Source organism: [Ruminococcus] lactaris ATCC 29176 (genome assembly GCF_025152405.1).
Classification (GTDB): Bacteria; Bacillota; Clostridia; order Lachnospirales; family Lachnospiraceae; genus Mediterraneibacter; species Mediterraneibacter lactaris.
In genome coordinates, this window is sequence record NZ_CP102292.1 from 2,638,698 (window position 1) to 2,653,869 (window position 15,172).

Below are 15,172 nucleotides of genomic sequence, written 5' to 3' on the forward strand. Positions count from 1 at the left end.
AAAATCTTCCTCTTTTCATCACTCTGTCCACGATGAAAGCTCGTGGAATTATATTGTTCTTATTGCATGACGATTGACATGGCAGCATATATTTACCGCAACAGGAAGTCCTGCAATATGAGTCGGATAAGTATTGATATTCACTGCCATTGCTGTCGTTGTGCCGCCAAGACCTCCCGGTCCGATTCCAAGACCGTTGATCTTTTCAAGCAGCTCTTCCTCCAGATCTTTCACATAAGGTATCTCCGAATGACTTCCTGCCTCTCTTGTCAGTGCTTCTTTTGCCATCAATGCACATTTTTCAAATGTGCCTCCGATCCCAACACCGACTACCATCGGCGGACAGGCATTCGGTCCTGCATCTTTCACCGCCGTCAGAACTGCATCTTTCACGCCTTCGATTCCCTCTGCCGGCTTCAGCATAAATACACGGCTCATATTTTCACTGCCGAACCCTTTCGGTGCAACCTTGATCTTCACCCGGTCACCTTCCACGATCCTGATATGAAGAACCGCAGGAGTATTATCTTTTGTGTTTTCGCGGATCAATGGATCCCCTACAACGGATTTACGGAGATATCCTTCCACATATCCCTGCCGTACACCTTCATTTACTGCTTCTTCCAGGCTGCCGCCTTCAAAGTGTACCTCCTGTCCGATCTCCAGAAAGACAACTGCCATTCCTGTATCCTGACAGATCGGGATCCTATCCTGTGCGGCTATCTCAAGATTTTCCTGAAGCTGTCCAAGGATCTGCTTTCCAAGCGGTGACTTTTCGTTCTGCTGTGCCTGCTTCATTGCTTCTGCCATATCCGGTGACAGAAAATGATTTGCTTCAATGCACATTTCTTTGATATTTTCTGTAATTTCTGATAACTGTACTGTCCGAATCATATTGTCTCCTTTTTACGAAACAGGTACGCCCGGAAGCGTACCTGCATCATTTACAATTCAATCTCAATCTTTCTGTTCGTGCGATGATACTGATGGTATCTGACCCCTGCTGCATCCATCATTCTTTTTGATGCCATAACCGCCGGAGTATGTGCGTACTTATCACAGTCATAGATCACCTCTTTGATCCCTGACTGTATGATAGCTTTTGCACATTCGTTGCACGGGAAAAGAGACACGTAAAGTTTCGCTCCCGCAAGACTGCCGCCACTGTAGTTCAAAATTGCATTCAGCTCGCTGTGCGTCGTATAAACATACTTTGTATCCAGCGGATCTTCTCCTTCTCTCGCCCATGGGAACTCGTCATCTGAACAGCCGATCGGCAGTCCGTTGTAGCCCATGGACAAAATCTTATTATCCTGACTGACAATACAGCATCCCACCTGCGTATTCGGATCTTTTGAACGCATTCCCGAAAGCATCGCAACACCCATAAAATATTCATCCCATGATAAATAATCTGTTCTCTTATCAGACATCTGCATCAGCTCCTTCGTCTGTCCTCTTATTTTGTACCGAAGATACGGTCTCCGGCATCACCAAGTCCCGGTACGATATAACCATGATCGTTCAGTTTCTCATCCAGAGAACCGATATAGAGATCTACATCAGGATGCTCTTTTTTCATACGCTCAACACCTTCCGGTGCTGCGATAATGCATACAAAACGGATATGCTTTACGCCTTTATCTTTCAGCATCTGAATCGCTGCCACACTGGAACCGCCTGTTGCAAGCATCGGATCTACTACGAAAACTTCCCTCTCTTCACAGTCTGCCGGTAATTTGCAGTAATACTCTACCGGTTCAAGTGTCTCCGGATCACGATAAAGTCCGATATGACCTACCTTTGCTGCCGGAATCAGTGTCAGGAATCCGTCAACCATTCCAAGTCCTGCACGAAGGATCGGCACGATCGCCAGTTTCTTTCCTGCAAGAGACTTTCCTGTCATCTCACAGATCGGGGTCTTGATCTGAACATCTTCAAGTTTCAGATCTCTGGTTGCCTCATAACACATCAACTGTGCAATCTCTCCGATCATCTCGCGAAATTCTTTCGTTCCAACTTCCTCGCTGCGGATATAACTGATTTTGTGCGCGATCAACGGGTGATCCATTACATGTACTTTTGCCATTATTCTTCTCCTTTTGCAAATGAATTTAATTTTTCTTCTAATTGATCTATGAGTCTCTTCAGGACTTCAAAGCACTCACCGTATGCAGTAAGCGGCTTTCCATAAGGATCTGGAATCTCTTCTCCCTCTCCTGCAAATTCACTTAACGTATATACGTTCTCTGTGTTTTCATACTCTGAAATCATCTTTTTCTTTGTACTCTCATCTACTGTCAGAATCAGTGTATCCGGCTGCAGACTCTCACTGTCAAACTGCTTCGCCACATGACCTTCCAGCGTCATGCCTGCACTCTTCATGATTGCTTCTGCCTTTGGATTCACCGGTTCAGGGAACAAAACCACAAGTCCGCTGCAATCAACCACATACTCCTGTTCCAGCTCTTTGTTCCTCAAAAGCTCCGCTGCCATCGGTCCGATATAAGAATCTGTATTACTTACGAAAATAACTCTCCGGTATCTCTGCTGCTTTACTACTGCAGATGCACTGATTCTTAAATGTCCCGCCGCCTTTTCCAGACGGTTCATGATCGCACTTCCAATCCCCTGCATGGCAAAGGATTCACTGTAGATAATGTCAACCTTTTCGTCATCAAATTCTCTCAAAACCCGGTACAGATTCCTTGCAATGGTCTTCTCATTCTCTCGGGTCCCGATATTCTTTACAATTCCATACTTATAAAATGGAAGTGTCTCCCCGGTTGCAATAATTCCAACCCGCTCGCCTTGGCGATGTGCGGCATATGCAAGCTGACGGATTGCAAGAACTTCCTCCCGGATGTCCCCCTCGGCAATGATCAGCTTTGCCTTCGGAGCATAATGACGATATTTCATCCCCGGTGCTTTCGGAGCTTTGTTGCTCTCACTTCCAAGGATTGTCTCATCCACACTGACCGGGCCGATCACTTCTTCAAACATATCCGCAGTGATTGCCCCCGGACGCAGGATCATCGGCGGTTCTACAGTCATATCAAGAATCGTTGATTCCAGACCGATATCCACACTTCCACTGTCAAGAATCATATCGATCTTTCCGTCCAGATCTTCACTGACATGCTGTGCTGTTGTGGGACTCGGTCTTCCTGATGTATTGGCACTTGGTGCAGATACGAATCCACCTGCTGCCCGGATCACAGCCGCTGCCACCGGATCACTCGGCATCCTGACTGCAACGGTATCCAGTCCGCCTGTCGTTCCGTACGGTACAATCTCACTCTTCTCAAAGATCATCGTCAGTGGACCAGGCCAGAAATGAGCTGCCAGGGCATCCGTCTTCGCCGGGATATTCACCGCAACTGCCTTCAGATCTTCATAATCCGCAATATGCACGATCAGCGGATTATCCGATGGACGGCCTTTTGCAGCATAAGTCTTCTTCGCTGCCTCCTCCTTCAACGCATCCGCTCCCAGTCCGTAGACTGTCTCCGTCGGAAATGCTACAAGCCCGCCATTCTTCAGAATATTTCCTGCCTCTTCGATTACTTCAGGATCAAGATTATTTTTATCTATTTTTCTTATTATCGTTTCCATAAATTTTATTATAACATCTTTCTATTGAAAAAAAAACTATTTATCCCTTCTTCATTACTTTCTTCATTACTTTCATCACTGATCTTTCAGATATTGCAGGATGCCTTTTGTCACCGCTTCTGCCACCTTCTTCTGATAGTCTTCTGATACCAGTTTTTCTGCCTCTGCATAATTACTTAAAAAGCCACATTCTACGATCACCGTCGGAACTTCGGTCTTCTTTAAAAGATAGTATGTATCATTTGCTTTAATTTTTTTCGTATTTTCAGGATTCACTTCCTGAAGTGCTTCCTGAATGACCGCAGCCGCCTTTTCTCCTTCGGTTGAAGTCTTATAATAAAAAACCTGTGCTCCAAAAACATTTTCTTCATGATAACTGTTCTGATGAATGCTGACTGCCAGTGACGGCTTTTTTTCATTCATCAGCGAAACTCTGTATTTCAAATCTTCTACTTTACTCTTTCCAAGCTCCTCATCTTTTTCCCGGACCATAATTACTTCAATCTTTTCTTTTTCAAGCAATCTTCTGATCTCTTTTGCAATCAGCAGATTAATCTCCTTTTCTTTCGCCCCATTGATCCCGACTTTCCCGGAATCACTTCCTCCATGCCCGCTGTCAAGGACTACTGTCTGCTTTCCTGTACGGGCTTCTGCTGCAGTTTCAAGACTTCTGAGAATCTTATCTTTCAGATGCTCTCCCGCCTCCCAACACAGTAAAATGATCACGCCAAGGCAAATCATTACAAGTAATGCTCCTGCTTTTTTTCGCATTTTTTTAAGCAAAATAAATATCCTCCTCAGACTTATATTGTAGTATATGTCTGAAAAGGATATTTTTTCAAAATCATCTTTATTTAATTCAAATATTGGAGAATCAGATCCCATACGCCGCTATTTTCTCTTCCAAGACTCCACTCTGCAACTCCTGCCAGTTCGTTCTGTCGGATTACTGTCATCTTTTCTTCCAATGACTGCATATCTTCCAGCCAGATCCTGTAGGTACTTCCATCTGCTTCCCACTTTGCATAATTCTGCTTCGTCTCATCATCCCATTGTGCTGTCACACCTGCATTCTGAACCGCCTGTGCAGCTTCATCCATACCAAGTGCCTGACTGCTTACACTGTTCGGATAATCTGCTGCCTCTGTTCCTGCTTCTGCAGCCAACTCTTCTTCCGTCTTTGGAGTTTCTTTCCAAAGTCTTGTAAAAAACGGGATTGCAGCAACCAGCTTTTCTTTCGGGACAAGCTTCAGTGCATCTGTCACACCGTTTTCCAGGTAACTGATAGATGCAACAGATCCGGCTTCATTAGAGCCGTCTGTATGCTCATCATATGCCATGATGAACACATAATCCGCTACCGCTGCCTGCTCTTTCAGATCGTACTGCGTATTGTAGGGCTTCGGAACATAGTTGTCTACTGATAATACCAGGTTGTTCTCTCTGCACTTTACTGACAGCTCTCTCACAAACTGAATATAATGCACTCCACACTTTGACGAGATCAGTTCAAAATCCAGGTTGATTCCATCTACCTGACTCTGCAATGCAGCCGCGATCACCTGATCGATCACTTTTGCTCTTTTTGAACTGTAACTTAATACTTCATAAGTCTCATCATATGAATTAATACCTCCATGGAAATCCCGGAGTACCGCCCACACTTCCAGTCCTGCCTGCTTTGCATACTGAACATAGTCTGTGTCTGCAATGGATGTGATATTTCCTTCAGTATCTGCAAGACTGAACCAGGTCGGTGCAATCGTAGTCAGTCCTTTTGTAGTAGCGAGCATACTCTGAATGCTCTGGTTGGCACTGACATTCGTAACATTATGCCATGCCATATTGATCTTATAATCTTTTGAAATACTTGTATATTCCGGCTCCGCAAAATCTCTGGAAGTTTTTTCTTTCTTCTGGTCTTTCAGCTTACTGCTTTTCAGATAACCGATAAATCCATCTGCTGTAGCTACTTTCTGCCAGTCATCCTCATCTTCCAGAACTGTAACCTTGTCGTTCTTTTTTACATCGGTGAGAACAGGACTTTTCACTCCGCCCTGATAACGGATCTGTGTATCACCTTTTACAACTGCGGTCTCTTTTTCACCCCAGTCTGTCGTGATCACGATCCTGTTCGGATCCTGATATACTTTGTACTCCATATTGGTATACGTCTGTATAAATGGAAGTGCAATATAAACTTTGTCGCCCTCCATTTTCAGAATGGTATAATCTACACTTTTCTGTTCATTGACCTCAGTATATTCATTCGTATCTGCCACGACAGAAACATTCCCTGACGGCAGTGTATATAAAAGAATCTGTTCATTTGAATCCCAGTAAAAACGCTCATTAATCTTATCTCTTACAACAGAAGCTTCAATATAATATTCACTGTCATAGACCTTTGCCGAAATTACTTTTAATCCTTCCGCTTTATCCTGTGCCAGATCTTCGCTTCGTATCACTTCATCATCAATCACTACTGCGATCTCATCTTTGCTGTCCAGGCCATAATATTGTTCCAGATCAGCCCTTTCATTCGATGGACCATATCTCTTCCAGACAACAAAAATTCCTGCTACTGCTATGATAATGACAAGTACGATGGAAATGATCAAGGCGATCCCCGGTGATCTTCTCCGTCTTCTTCTGCCTTTTCTTCTATGCCTTTTTCTTTCGTTCATGCGGCACCTCCTATCCGCAATCATTATAACATATCAGACTTTTTCTGAATATACTTTCCGCACATTGATGCGTCCTTTTCTGACCTTTCTTTTCTCTGACTGCTCATCTATCTGTACTGTCCGGCATCAAGGGGTAAGCACTGACAATCCAAATTTATCTACATTCAATTCATCTACATCGGTAAATGTCAGAGATTCCAGTCTTCCATTCTGATCCATCACATAATCACGCATATAAGCACCTTCTTCTTTTGCCATATATGCGGTCACGATCTGCATCGGACTTACCTGATATCCATCCATAAGGATGTCTATCCCTCTCTTTTCATACTGCTTTAACTCAGAGTACAAACTTCTGTAACTCTCTTTATCAGTTATGTCCATCATTGGCGTATACTCTCTCCTTTCTCTGCAGATACTGATAACCTTATGTCCGCATTTTTGAAGACCCGTTGGAAGTACTGTGACATACTGTTGAGTATTTATGCGAACTGCGAAGACAGCACCACCTGCAGCAAATCAATTTCTCCATTTGAATCTTTTCCGAATCTCCTTTCTTCTGAGTCGTTATCCTGACCGCTGTCTTCTGTAAGTGCCATTATATGGGCAGAATAAAGCATTTTTCAATGTGTTTCTTGTTGATAAGCTATGTGAATTTGTTGATAACAGAAAAAGATGATGAAAGAATTATAAACTTATCTTCTTTTTCTTTACATCTTTTTGATTTTTGCTTATACTAGACAGTGAAATGATATATCTTATTGGATCAAAGTCATTCAATACTCATATTATTTTATATGATGTCAGGGTAGGATTGTGGGAGTGCGTAGCACGAAACAATCCGTTAGCATCATTGTTGGGGGTTTTTGACCCCAACATCTTTTATATAGAAGAGAGGGATGTGATCATATGAAAATTGAAAAAATCAATGATAATCAAATTCGTTGTACGTTGACACATGCTGATCTGGCAGCCCGCCATTTAAAGCTCAGCGAGCTGGCTTATGGTACTGAGAAAGCAAAATCTTTATTTCGGGATATGATGCAGCAGGCATCATTTGATTTCGGTTTTGATGCGGAAGATCTTCCGCTCATGATCGAGGCGATTCCTTCCTCTGCGGATTCGATCGTCCTGATTATAACGAAAGTCGAAGACCCTGAAGAGCTGGATACCCGGTTTTCAAAATTTACACCGCTTGGCGATTCAGATACAGTGAACAATGATGTGCTTGAAAAGCTGCAGGGAGCAGATGAATTTCTTGACCTGCTCAATAAAGTAAAAGAAGCAGCGGCAGGTCTTCCTTCCGCGTCCCCCGAAGAGGAACAGGAGGAAGCTGTTTCTGAACCACAGCTTACGCTTCGTCTTTTCTCATTTAGCACTTTAGATTCTGTGATTCGTGCTGCACGCCTTGCAGCTCCATTCTATAAGAATGCGAATACACTTTATAAAGATAAAGAGAATCACACTTATATTCTTGCACTTGCACCTGGTTCTTCTTCCGACCATGAATTTAATAAGATATGTAATATGCTTTCGGAATATAGCACTCCTGAAAAAGCGGATTCTACAATCCTTGCTTTTCTTGAAGAGCATTGCGAGATCATCGTATCAGCGGATGCAGTACAGAAACTGGCAGCACTTTAACCGTATAACTGACAACGAAAAAAAGCCCCTGACATCAGGACTTCCTGGTGTCAGGGGCTTTCAATTTTCATGAAACGTTTCCGCCTCTTTTATTATTTTCCTGCTGCTGCCATCGCTGCATTAATCTTCTCTACAAGAAGGTCACTGTCGATTCCATGAACCATTGCTGCTTCTTCCAGAGATTCCATCTGAGATGCCGGGCATCCAAGGCAGTGCATTCCAATTTCCATCAGAATCGGAGCTGCTTCTGGAAATGTAACGAGAAGCTCGCCAATTCTTGTCTCTTTAGAAATCTGTGCCATTGCTGATTCCTCCTTCTATTTTTCGTGCTTTACATTATAGTCCTTCGACCTGGTTTTATCAACTATTTTTTGAATTTTCAGATTTTTCTTTTTAAACTCCACTGATTTTACAACTTCTTAAAAGTCAATTCTTTTCTTTCTTTTTTTCGACAATTTTCTATTTTCATAACTTCTACACAAAACGTTCGTTCTCTTTTTATTTAAAAGTAATCCACCAAAAAGTGTGGATTTCGTGTGGATAATGTGGATAACTTTTTAAAAACGTTATATTTTTCCACCTTTTTCTAAGATTTTAATGTGGATAAGTTGAAAACTCCATTTTCGATTTATTCGACCACTTTTTACAAAACTCTACATTTTTGTGCATTTTGCTTATTTAAATTTCAGGTCATGCCAGCTCTTGACATTTGAATTATCACTCAACTTCTACAGTACTCTTCGAACTGCCACAATATTCGTATATGTCGCACTGCAAACTCCAATACCCTGTGCTTCATTCATGGCATTTATGATCTTTCCATCTCCCATATAAATACCAACATGACCTTCATAAAGGATCAGATCTCCCGGCTGTGCCTCTGCATAGCTGATCTCATCCCCCGCTGTTCTCTGTTCATAGGATGTCCTTGGGAGGCTGATTCCAAAATGTGCGTAAACTGACTGGACAAACCCGGAACAGTCCGCCCCATTCGTAAGACTTGTACCTCCCCAGACATACGGATTGCCAAGGAACTGATATGCATAGTCCACTACTGACTGTCCTTTTGAAACCAGTGCGGCTGCCGCTGCCTCCTGGATTTTTTGCTCTTCTTCAGCCGCAATACGTGCTTCTTCCTGTTCTTTCGTCTCCCCATAAGAATAGGAAGTTTCCGTCGTGACATAGGCTCCATACACCCAGCCATTGATCTCTCCGACTTTCACCGGATACCAGCCATCTGCCTGTTCACCCCGGATTTCATAAGTCTCTCCCTCACTAACCTGAGTCAGCACCTCTGTATCTGTTCCGGTTCCGGCTCTTACATTCAGTCTGTCTGCCGTCACAGTTGCCGTATTCTCTTCGTACTCCCCTGAATGAATACGGGCATCTTCTCCTGTAAACAGCTTTTCTGTGGGAACATATCCTTCTGTCTCACCTGACCGGATCTTTGTCCAGCCATCCAGATATTCCAGGACTTCGACAGTTGAATCTTTATATAATTTTCCTGTCCAGTCACTGTTCTCATCCGGTTCGCTTCTGACATAAGTGAAATCATCCGTGTCAGAAAACGCTATATTCAAATACTCACCCTCGTCTGTTGGCACAAGATAGAGCTGAAGATTTTCTTTTACTTTTGTCCTGTAACACTCTTCCAGTGCCGATTCGATCCCTGCAGTCGGTACAACAGACTGCTGTTCTTCAGTTTCTGCTGCCTGTATCCTGACTACACTCCCCGGAATCAATATCATACCTGCCAGTGCAGATACGATCATCTTTTGTCCCATATACAATTTTTTCATATAAAACCTCCTTACTTTCTCTTTTTATCTTTTGTAGGAAGTTCTAAATGTTACATATTTGTTAATTATGTTACAATCGGATTGTATCAATATCTTGCTGTAATGTCAACATAGTTTATGCTTTTTTCATTATTTTCATCCCTTTTAATCTGTCATTATTCTCTCTTTTTCGTCTATTTTCAACTTTATTTTTTAATATTTTTGTAACATTTAAAAAGAGGATCTGACCACTTCTATCCGCCTATACTAAGGAAGCTTTTACGATTTGAAAATATTTTTGAGTTTTTTTCAGAAATATAGTTGACATTTTAAAAAAATTGAGTTATATTCTAATCACAGTAATCATTACTGTTATTAATTTAAAGTTGATGAAGTTACTGATCCATTTCTTCATCATTAGAAAGGGGGATTCTTGTGGCAGCATTAAAATACAGCCGACAACGTGAAGCGATCAAGCACTATCTTGCATCCACAAAGGAACATCCAACAGCCGATACCGTATATATGCATGTAAAGAAGGAATTTCCCAATATCAGTCTTGGCACTGTATATCGAAACCTGAATCTGCTTACAGACATCGGTGAGGCGATCAAGATATCAACACCTGACGGAGGAGACAGATTTGATGGAACCGTACAGCCGCACAATCATTTCTTATGTACGAAATGTGGACGGTTCCTGGATCTTGAGCTGGATATGAAAAGTATTGAAGAGATGAACCGTCTTGCGAATGACTGTTTTGACGGAATGATCACTTCCAGTTCTACTTTATTTTATGGAGAATGCAGTGACTGCATTAGAAAGTCTTAACTTATATTTTATTTAAAAGAAAAGGAGATTACGATTATGAAAAAATTTGTATGTACAGTATGTGGTTATGTTTATGAGGGAGATGCTGCACCGGCTGAATGTCCAGTCTGTCATGTAGGTGCTGACAAGTTTAAAGAAGTATCCGGTGAAAAGGCATGGGCTGCTGAGCATGTAGTAGGTGTTGCTAAAGGTGTCAGCGAAGATATTCTTGCTGATTTAAGAGCTAACTTCGAGGGAGAATGCTCTGAAGTAGGTATGTATCTTGCAATGGCAAGAGTTGCTCACAGAGAAGGTTATCCTGAAATCGGTCTGTACTGGGAGAAAGCAGCTTATGAAGAGGCTGAACATGCTGCCAAGTTTGCAGAACTCCTCGGTGAAGTTGTTACAGACAGCACAAAGAAGAATCTTGAGATGAGAGTAGAAGCCGAGCATGGTGCTACAGAAGGTAAATTCGACCTTGCAAAGAGAGCAAAAGCTGCAAATCTTGATGCAATCCACGATACAGTTCATGAGATGGCAAGAGATGAGGCAAGACATGGAAAGGCATTCGAGGGACTTCTGAAGAGATACTTTGGTTAATTCCAACTTGCAGATCTTATACACCCTTCTTTGGAAATGATAGATAATGCCAGGACGAGAAGCAGAACAGCTTCTCATCCTGGCATCTTTTTATCTTCCTGTACCTGACCTTTACTTTATTTTGATCGTTACTTTATCTTTTACTTATTCGCTCCGATCATCCGCTTTTTCTTTTCTTCGAACCAGTTCTAATTTATCTTTTCTTGCCATCTGCTTAATCGCATATTCTCTTTTCATCGCCTGTTCTTTGGTTTCAAATTCTTCAAAATAAACCAACTCAACAGGACGCCTTGCTTTCGTATATTTTGCACCTTTTCCTGTATTGTGGGCAGCCACACGCTGCTCAAGATCATTTGTCCAGCCGGTATATAAACTTCCATCCTTGCATTTTAAAATGTATGTATAATTCAAAAAATCACCTCGAAGTTATTATAGCATGACATTTGTATTTGTTGGGGTGAAAATATCGCGACAGCAGGAAGTGTTTCTGACAGAAGAACGTCCATATCCACACTTGTTGTTGCATCGCAGTGCAGGACCCGCTTTACCTCAGCCCGTTGACAACTTGTAACAGGAACGTGGAAACACTCGTGCAGAAGCACTCCTGTTTACGTTCCTTAACAAGTTGGGCAAAGTGTCTTCGGAACGCTCCCTGTCAATGCACTGCTCACGCAACAGCAAGGGCGGATATTAGGCTTTTCAAATCAGAAAATTTTCCCTCATGCCAGAACAGTTTCTCCCAACAAAGACGAAATTCCAATAAGAAATAAAGAGCCGGATGGCTATCAACTAAGATGAATGATTAGTCAAATATTAAATACAATATCTACTATCTAATATTTACGATCGAATATCTTAGTCAATAGCCATCCGGCTTTTTTCTATTCTTTTTAAATTTGCATTGTTGAGTGAATACGCTGTGGAGCTAAAAACTTCTTATCGAGATGGTCAGCGGAAAGCAGGGTGTTCCTGAGCAGGTGCATTAGCGTAGAGCGTTCCGAAGACACTTTGCAGCGTTTGTTAGAGAAAGTAAATCGAGTGCCTTTGCACGAAGATTTCCACTTTCGAGTTACAAACGGTCAACGGGCTGAGGTAAAGCGGGCCTGCACTGCGAAGGAATATCCCTGATTTCTGCGTCCGCTTCGCCATAAAGAAGTCTTTTTCTTTACAAGCGTATCACCCCAACAACTACAAATTTCACTCCATAAATTTCATCGGATCTACCGGCTCTCCATCTTTCATTACCTTAAAATAGAGATTCGGTCCTTCCACGCTATAGTATTTTGTAGGTTCATTCAACAGACCGATCGGCTCACCTGTTGCAACAGTATCTCCTTCTGATACGGACAGGTCTTTTAACTGGCCGTAAACAGCCGCATATCCATTTCCCATATCCAATGTAACGGTTGTTCCCGTCTGTGCTGTCTCTTCAATACTGCTCACTGTTCCTGTCGCTGATGCCTTGATGCTTTCCCCGACTTCACCACCGATGATCATTGCCGGATTGTACTTATACTCTTCTAAAGTAGGAAAATAAACGGTCTGATCCATACTGTACCCGATCAGCGTTGCCCCGCTTGCCGGCCACTCCAGTATGCTTGCTTCCGTAAACCATGCACCGGAACTTCCCTGTGCCGCAGTCTCATCCGTCTCCTGACCCTGCTGCTGTCCATTTTCTGCCTCTGTTCCGTCTGTGGAGGATGCTCCTTCTTGTTCCTGACGATCCGCATGATCTGTCTGTGACGGTGTTGCATCTTCCTCTCCCTCCATTGGAAGTACATCTTTTGAATTTGCCGCTGCATCATTTTCTTTTGTCAGTTTTTCTGTCTCCTGCTGAACCTTTGCAATCTGCTCATTCATATTCTTTTTGTAATTTCTGAATGTAACTGTCCCCACCATTGCAATGACTGCCACGAAGCAAAGTACGATTCCAACAGAAGCTCCTTTTCCCTTTAAAAAGGAAAACTTCTCTTTCTTATTCATTCATCATCACCTCTGACTATAGCATTGCCAGAATATGTGACTTCTATTCGGAAAGAATTCTATTTTAATTCCCTGTCGCTTCTTTTTCGTCAAATTCTTTATTTAATGTTGTTCCTTCAAAAAAGAACTGCAGGATTTCTTCATAATTTTTCTTTTCCTTTGCCATTTCATTTGCTGTCCACTGACTCATTCCCAGTCCATGTCCTTTTCCGATGGTCGTGATCTTCAAACCTTTTATACTCTCGTAAAATGAAAATGCACTGGAAGACAGGGACAATGCATCCCGAAACTGATCCCCGGTACAGACTGTATCTCCCATCCTCATCTGTCGCACATAACCGGAAGAATCCATTTCCAGTATTTCAAAGTCAGCAAAGTTATAGCCTTTTTCTGCACTCTCCGAATTTTCTTCTGCCACCAGAAAATCTCTGCATAACTGTTGTATTTCCTGATAGTCAAAAACTGTTACCTGAATTTCATCCTCAGCCGCTTTGTCCAACGGGCATTCTCTCTTACAGATATAAGGATAATCTTCTGTTCCAAGAACTTCTGATGCGTTCCGTGTCTCACCGTTACTGGATTGATGATATGGTGTCCATGCACAAGCCTCATTATACCAGACCACTGTTCCTTCTGTATCTTCCACTGCTTTGGTATATTTTTTCAAATATGTATCAAAATTGGCCGCTCCCCATTTCCGTTTCATTTCTGCATGAGTCAGATATTTCTCTGTTGCCGTCTTCTCCTCGTTTTCTGCCAGTTCTCTGCACAGGCTTGTACGCAGCACCACGGCCTGTGCTTTCAACGCTTCCAATTCGTAAGACTCCGGCATTTCATATGCAAGAACCCCGATCAGATACTCTTCCCAGTCCAGATCAAGATCCAGTTCCGTTCCATCTGGGTCTGTTCTTGCAACTTTTATTGTAAAATGACCGCTCCCATTTTGTAGATTCACATCTTTTCCATTTACAAAAATAGAGACAACATATGGAAGAAATATGAGGATGATCAGAAATGCAGCTATATTTTTTATTTTCTTTTTTGCTGAATAAAAGCTCATAAAGACAGCCCTCCATACTTTATTATATGAAGGGCTGTCTTATTTTAGAACCTGTATGAAATTTTACCTTTACGCTTTATTTTTCTGCACTATTTTCTGTCGGTTCTGCTTCTGTACTCTGTGCATCTTTTGCCAGGTTTTCTGTTCCCTGAACCTGCATCGGATTCACATACGGATTCTGTGCCGATGACTCTGTCGGAGTTACCGGGACCTGCTGTACCGGTGCTTCTGCTGGCATCGGAGATACAGATTCTGCCGGAGTTTCTGATGCTGCCGGTGATACAGGCATCGTCGGAGGAATCGGATTACCACCGAAATTTGGTGCCTGCGGTGGAAGATTTGGCTCCATTCCCGGGTTATACGGCTTCTTGCTCATAATAAATAAGCAGATTGCTTCGTACATTGGAATAAATATACCAAGAACACTATGGATAATCGCCATATTATGGGATGTCAGTCTATGGTAAATATGAAAGTTCACCAGTACATCCAGCACCGCTTCAATCGCCTGAAGTGCTACTACTGCAATAATCAGCAGGAAAACTATCACCCAGATCAGTGTCAGACTTCCTGCACCCATTCCGGTGGAATAGCTCAATGCAGTTCCAATTCCTGCCACAACAATGAAAAGGAAATAAAGTCCTGCGATTACAGCCGTTCCGATCAACGGAATAAGGACTTTCCAGAGTCCCGGACTCTGAAGTCTTCTTTTCTTTAAAGGCATACTGCCTGCAAGATCTCCCTGAAGATAAGATCTCGCAAACGGTACCCATGCCATCCACGGATTTGCATTTCCTGTTCTCTGTGCCAGACGGTAAAGTGCAATGGATTTAAATACATATTTCACAATACCAATCATCACGGCTGCCACGATCACCAACAGATAAACGGTCATGATCACTGAAAATATATCTGATCCACTGCTGCTCATTGTCGGACCATCCGGAACTCCGTATGAAAAATCAAAATCATTTCCATATTCCATCTGTCATTCC

General features: G+C 42.5%; 16 protein-coding genes. 3 read left to right on the forward strand and 13 right to left on the reverse strand.

What is annotated here, in order from left to right:
* Positions 1-48 precede the first annotated feature (48 nt).
* From NQ541_RS12380 to NQ541_RS12410, 7 genes are all read right to left on the reverse strand, one after another.
* Positions 49-894, reverse strand: coding sequence for a fumarate hydratase (locus tag NQ541_RS12380; protein ID WP_005608277.1), 846 nt, complete (start codon positions 892-894; stop codon positions 49-51).
* 50 nt (positions 895-944) lie between these two features.
* Positions 945-1,433, reverse strand: coding sequence for a deoxycytidylate deaminase (locus NQ541_RS12385; RefSeq protein WP_044904867.1), 489 nt, complete (start codon positions 1,431-1,433; stop codon positions 945-947).
* A gap of 26 nt (positions 1,434-1,459) precedes the next feature.
* Positions 1,460-2,089 carry a uracil phosphoribosyltransferase gene (gene upp / locus NQ541_RS12390; RefSeq protein ID WP_005608280.1) on the reverse strand — a complete coding sequence of 210 codons (630 nt, stop codon included), beginning with the start codon at positions 2,087-2,089 and terminating at the stop codon, positions 1,460-1,462.
* The gene (locus NQ541_RS12395) at positions 2,089-3,615 is read right to left on the reverse strand and encodes an L-threonylcarbamoyladenylate synthase (RefSeq protein WP_005608283.1); all 1,527 of its coding nucleotides are present in this window, start codon (positions 3,613-3,615) and stop codon (positions 2,089-2,091) included. Before NQ541_RS12395 ends, upp begins: the two co-directional genes overlap by 1 nt.
* A gap of 75 nt (positions 3,616-3,690) precedes the next feature.
* Positions 3,691-4,386, reverse strand: a complete 696-nt coding sequence (locus tag NQ541_RS12400) for an N-acetylmuramoyl-L-alanine amidase family protein (RefSeq protein WP_044904865.1) — start codon at positions 4,384-4,386, stop codon at positions 3,691-3,693.
* Positions 4,387-4,469: 83 nt separating this feature from the next.
* Positions 4,470-6,302, reverse strand: coding sequence for a glycosyl hydrolase family 18 protein (locus NQ541_RS12405; RefSeq protein ID WP_005608286.1), 1,833 nt, complete (start codon positions 6,300-6,302; stop codon positions 4,470-4,472).
* Positions 6,303-6,428: 126 nt separating this feature from the next.
* On the reverse strand, positions 6,429-6,689 hold the full coding sequence (locus NQ541_RS12410; RefSeq protein ID WP_005608289.1) for a hypothetical protein: 261 nt from the start codon (positions 6,687-6,689) through the stop codon (positions 6,429-6,431).
* Between the two features lie 522 nt (positions 6,690-7,211).
* Here NQ541_RS12410 and NQ541_RS12415 point away from each other — a divergent pair.
* Positions 7,212-7,946: an adaptor protein MecA gene (locus tag NQ541_RS12415; protein ID WP_005608294.1), complete on the forward strand. Its 735-nt coding sequence runs from the start codon at positions 7,212-7,214 to the stop codon at positions 7,944-7,946.
* A 92-nt stretch (positions 7,947-8,038) separates the two neighbouring features.
* Here NQ541_RS12415 and NQ541_RS12420 read toward each other — a convergent pair whose 3' ends face one another.
* Positions 8,039-8,248, reverse strand: a complete 210-nt coding sequence (locus NQ541_RS12420; protein ID WP_005608296.1) for a DUF1858 domain-containing protein — start codon at positions 8,246-8,248, stop codon at positions 8,039-8,041.
* A gap of 426 nt (positions 8,249-8,674) precedes the next feature.
* Positions 8,675-9,745: a C40 family peptidase gene (locus NQ541_RS12425; RefSeq protein WP_005608299.1), complete on the reverse strand. Its 1,071-nt coding sequence runs from the start codon at positions 9,743-9,745 to the stop codon at positions 8,675-8,677.
* 414 nt (positions 9,746-10,159) lie between these two features.
* On the opposite strand from NQ541_RS12425, the gene NQ541_RS12430 reads away from it, so the two are divergent.
* A complete protein-coding gene (locus NQ541_RS12430; protein WP_005608301.1) occupies positions 10,160-10,555 on the forward strand; it encodes a Fur family transcriptional regulator in 396 nt (131 codons plus the stop codon).
* A gap of 36 nt (positions 10,556-10,591) precedes the next feature.
* Positions 10,592-11,134, forward strand: coding sequence for an NADH peroxidase (locus NQ541_RS12435; RefSeq protein ID WP_005608304.1), 543 nt, complete (start codon positions 10,592-10,594; stop codon positions 11,132-11,134).
* A gap of 144 nt (positions 11,135-11,278) precedes the next feature.
* Here the strand turns inward: NQ541_RS12435 and NQ541_RS12440 are convergent, their stop codons facing one another.
* The 4 genes from NQ541_RS12440 to NQ541_RS12455 form a co-directional block, all read right to left on the reverse strand.
* On the reverse strand, positions 11,279-11,545 hold the full coding sequence (locus NQ541_RS12440) for a GIY-YIG nuclease family protein (protein WP_005608305.1): 267 nt from the start codon (positions 11,543-11,545) through the stop codon (positions 11,279-11,281).
* Positions 11,546-12,331: 786 nt separating this feature from the next.
* A complete protein-coding gene (locus NQ541_RS12445) occupies positions 12,332-13,117 on the reverse strand; it encodes a M23 family metallopeptidase (protein ID WP_005608307.1) in 786 nt (261 codons plus the stop codon).
* 64 nt (positions 13,118-13,181) lie between these two features.
* Complete coding sequence (locus tag NQ541_RS12450; protein ID WP_005608309.1) at positions 13,182-14,177, reverse strand: SpoIID/LytB domain-containing protein; 996 nt, start codon at positions 14,175-14,177, stop codon at positions 13,182-13,184.
* A gap of 76 nt (positions 14,178-14,253) precedes the next feature.
* Positions 14,254-15,162 carry a hypothetical protein gene (locus NQ541_RS12455; protein ID WP_005608310.1) on the reverse strand — a complete coding sequence of 303 codons (909 nt, stop codon included), beginning with the start codon at positions 15,160-15,162 and terminating at the stop codon, positions 14,254-14,256.
* Positions 15,163-15,172: the final 10 nt, after the last annotated feature.

Coding starts and splice junctions, on each gene's coding strand:
- NQ541_RS12380 (WP_005608277.1), bottom strand. CDS start 894: ATGATTCGGACAGTACAGTTATCAGAAATTACAGAAAATATCAAAGAA.
- NQ541_RS12385 (WP_044904867.1), bottom strand. CDS start 1,433: ATGTCTGATAAGAGAACAGATTATTTATCATGGGATGAATATTTTATG.
- upp (WP_005608280.1), bottom strand. CDS start 2,089: ATGGCAAAAGTACATGTAATGGATCACCCGTTGATCGCGCACAAAATC.
- NQ541_RS12395 (WP_005608283.1), bottom strand. CDS start 3,615: ATGGAAACGATAATAAGAAAAATAGATAAAAATAATCTTGATCCTGAA.
- NQ541_RS12400 (WP_044904865.1), bottom strand. CDS start 4,386: ATGCGAAAAAAAGCAGGAGCATTACTTGTAATGATTTGCCTTGGCGTG.
- NQ541_RS12405 (WP_005608286.1), bottom strand. CDS start 6,302: ATGAACGAAAGAAAAAGGCATAGAAGAAAAGGCAGAAGAAGACGGAGA.
- NQ541_RS12410 (WP_005608289.1), bottom strand. CDS start 6,689: ATGATGGACATAACTGATAAAGAGAGTTACAGAAGTTTGTACTCTGAG.
- NQ541_RS12415 (WP_005608294.1), top strand. CDS start 7,212: ATGAAAATTGAAAAAATCAATGATAATCAAATTCGTTGTACGTTGACA.
- NQ541_RS12420 (WP_005608296.1), bottom strand. CDS start 8,248: ATGGCACAGATTTCTAAAGAGACAAGAATTGGCGAGCTTCTCGTTACA.
- NQ541_RS12425 (WP_005608299.1), bottom strand. CDS start 9,745: ATGAAAAAATTGTATATGGGACAAAAGATGATCGTATCTGCACTGGCA.
- NQ541_RS12435 (WP_005608304.1), top strand. CDS start 10,592: ATGAAAAAATTTGTATGTACAGTATGTGGTTATGTTTATGAGGGAGAT.
- NQ541_RS12445 (WP_005608307.1), bottom strand. CDS start 13,117: ATGAATAAGAAAGAGAAGTTTTCCTTTTTAAAGGGAAAAGGAGCTTCT.
- NQ541_RS12450 (WP_005608309.1), bottom strand. CDS start 14,177: ATGAGCTTTTATTCAGCAAAAAAGAAAATAAAAAATATAGCTGCATTT.
- NQ541_RS12455 (WP_005608310.1), bottom strand. CDS start 15,162: ATGGAATATGGAAATGATTTTGATTTTTCATACGGAGTTCCGGATGGT.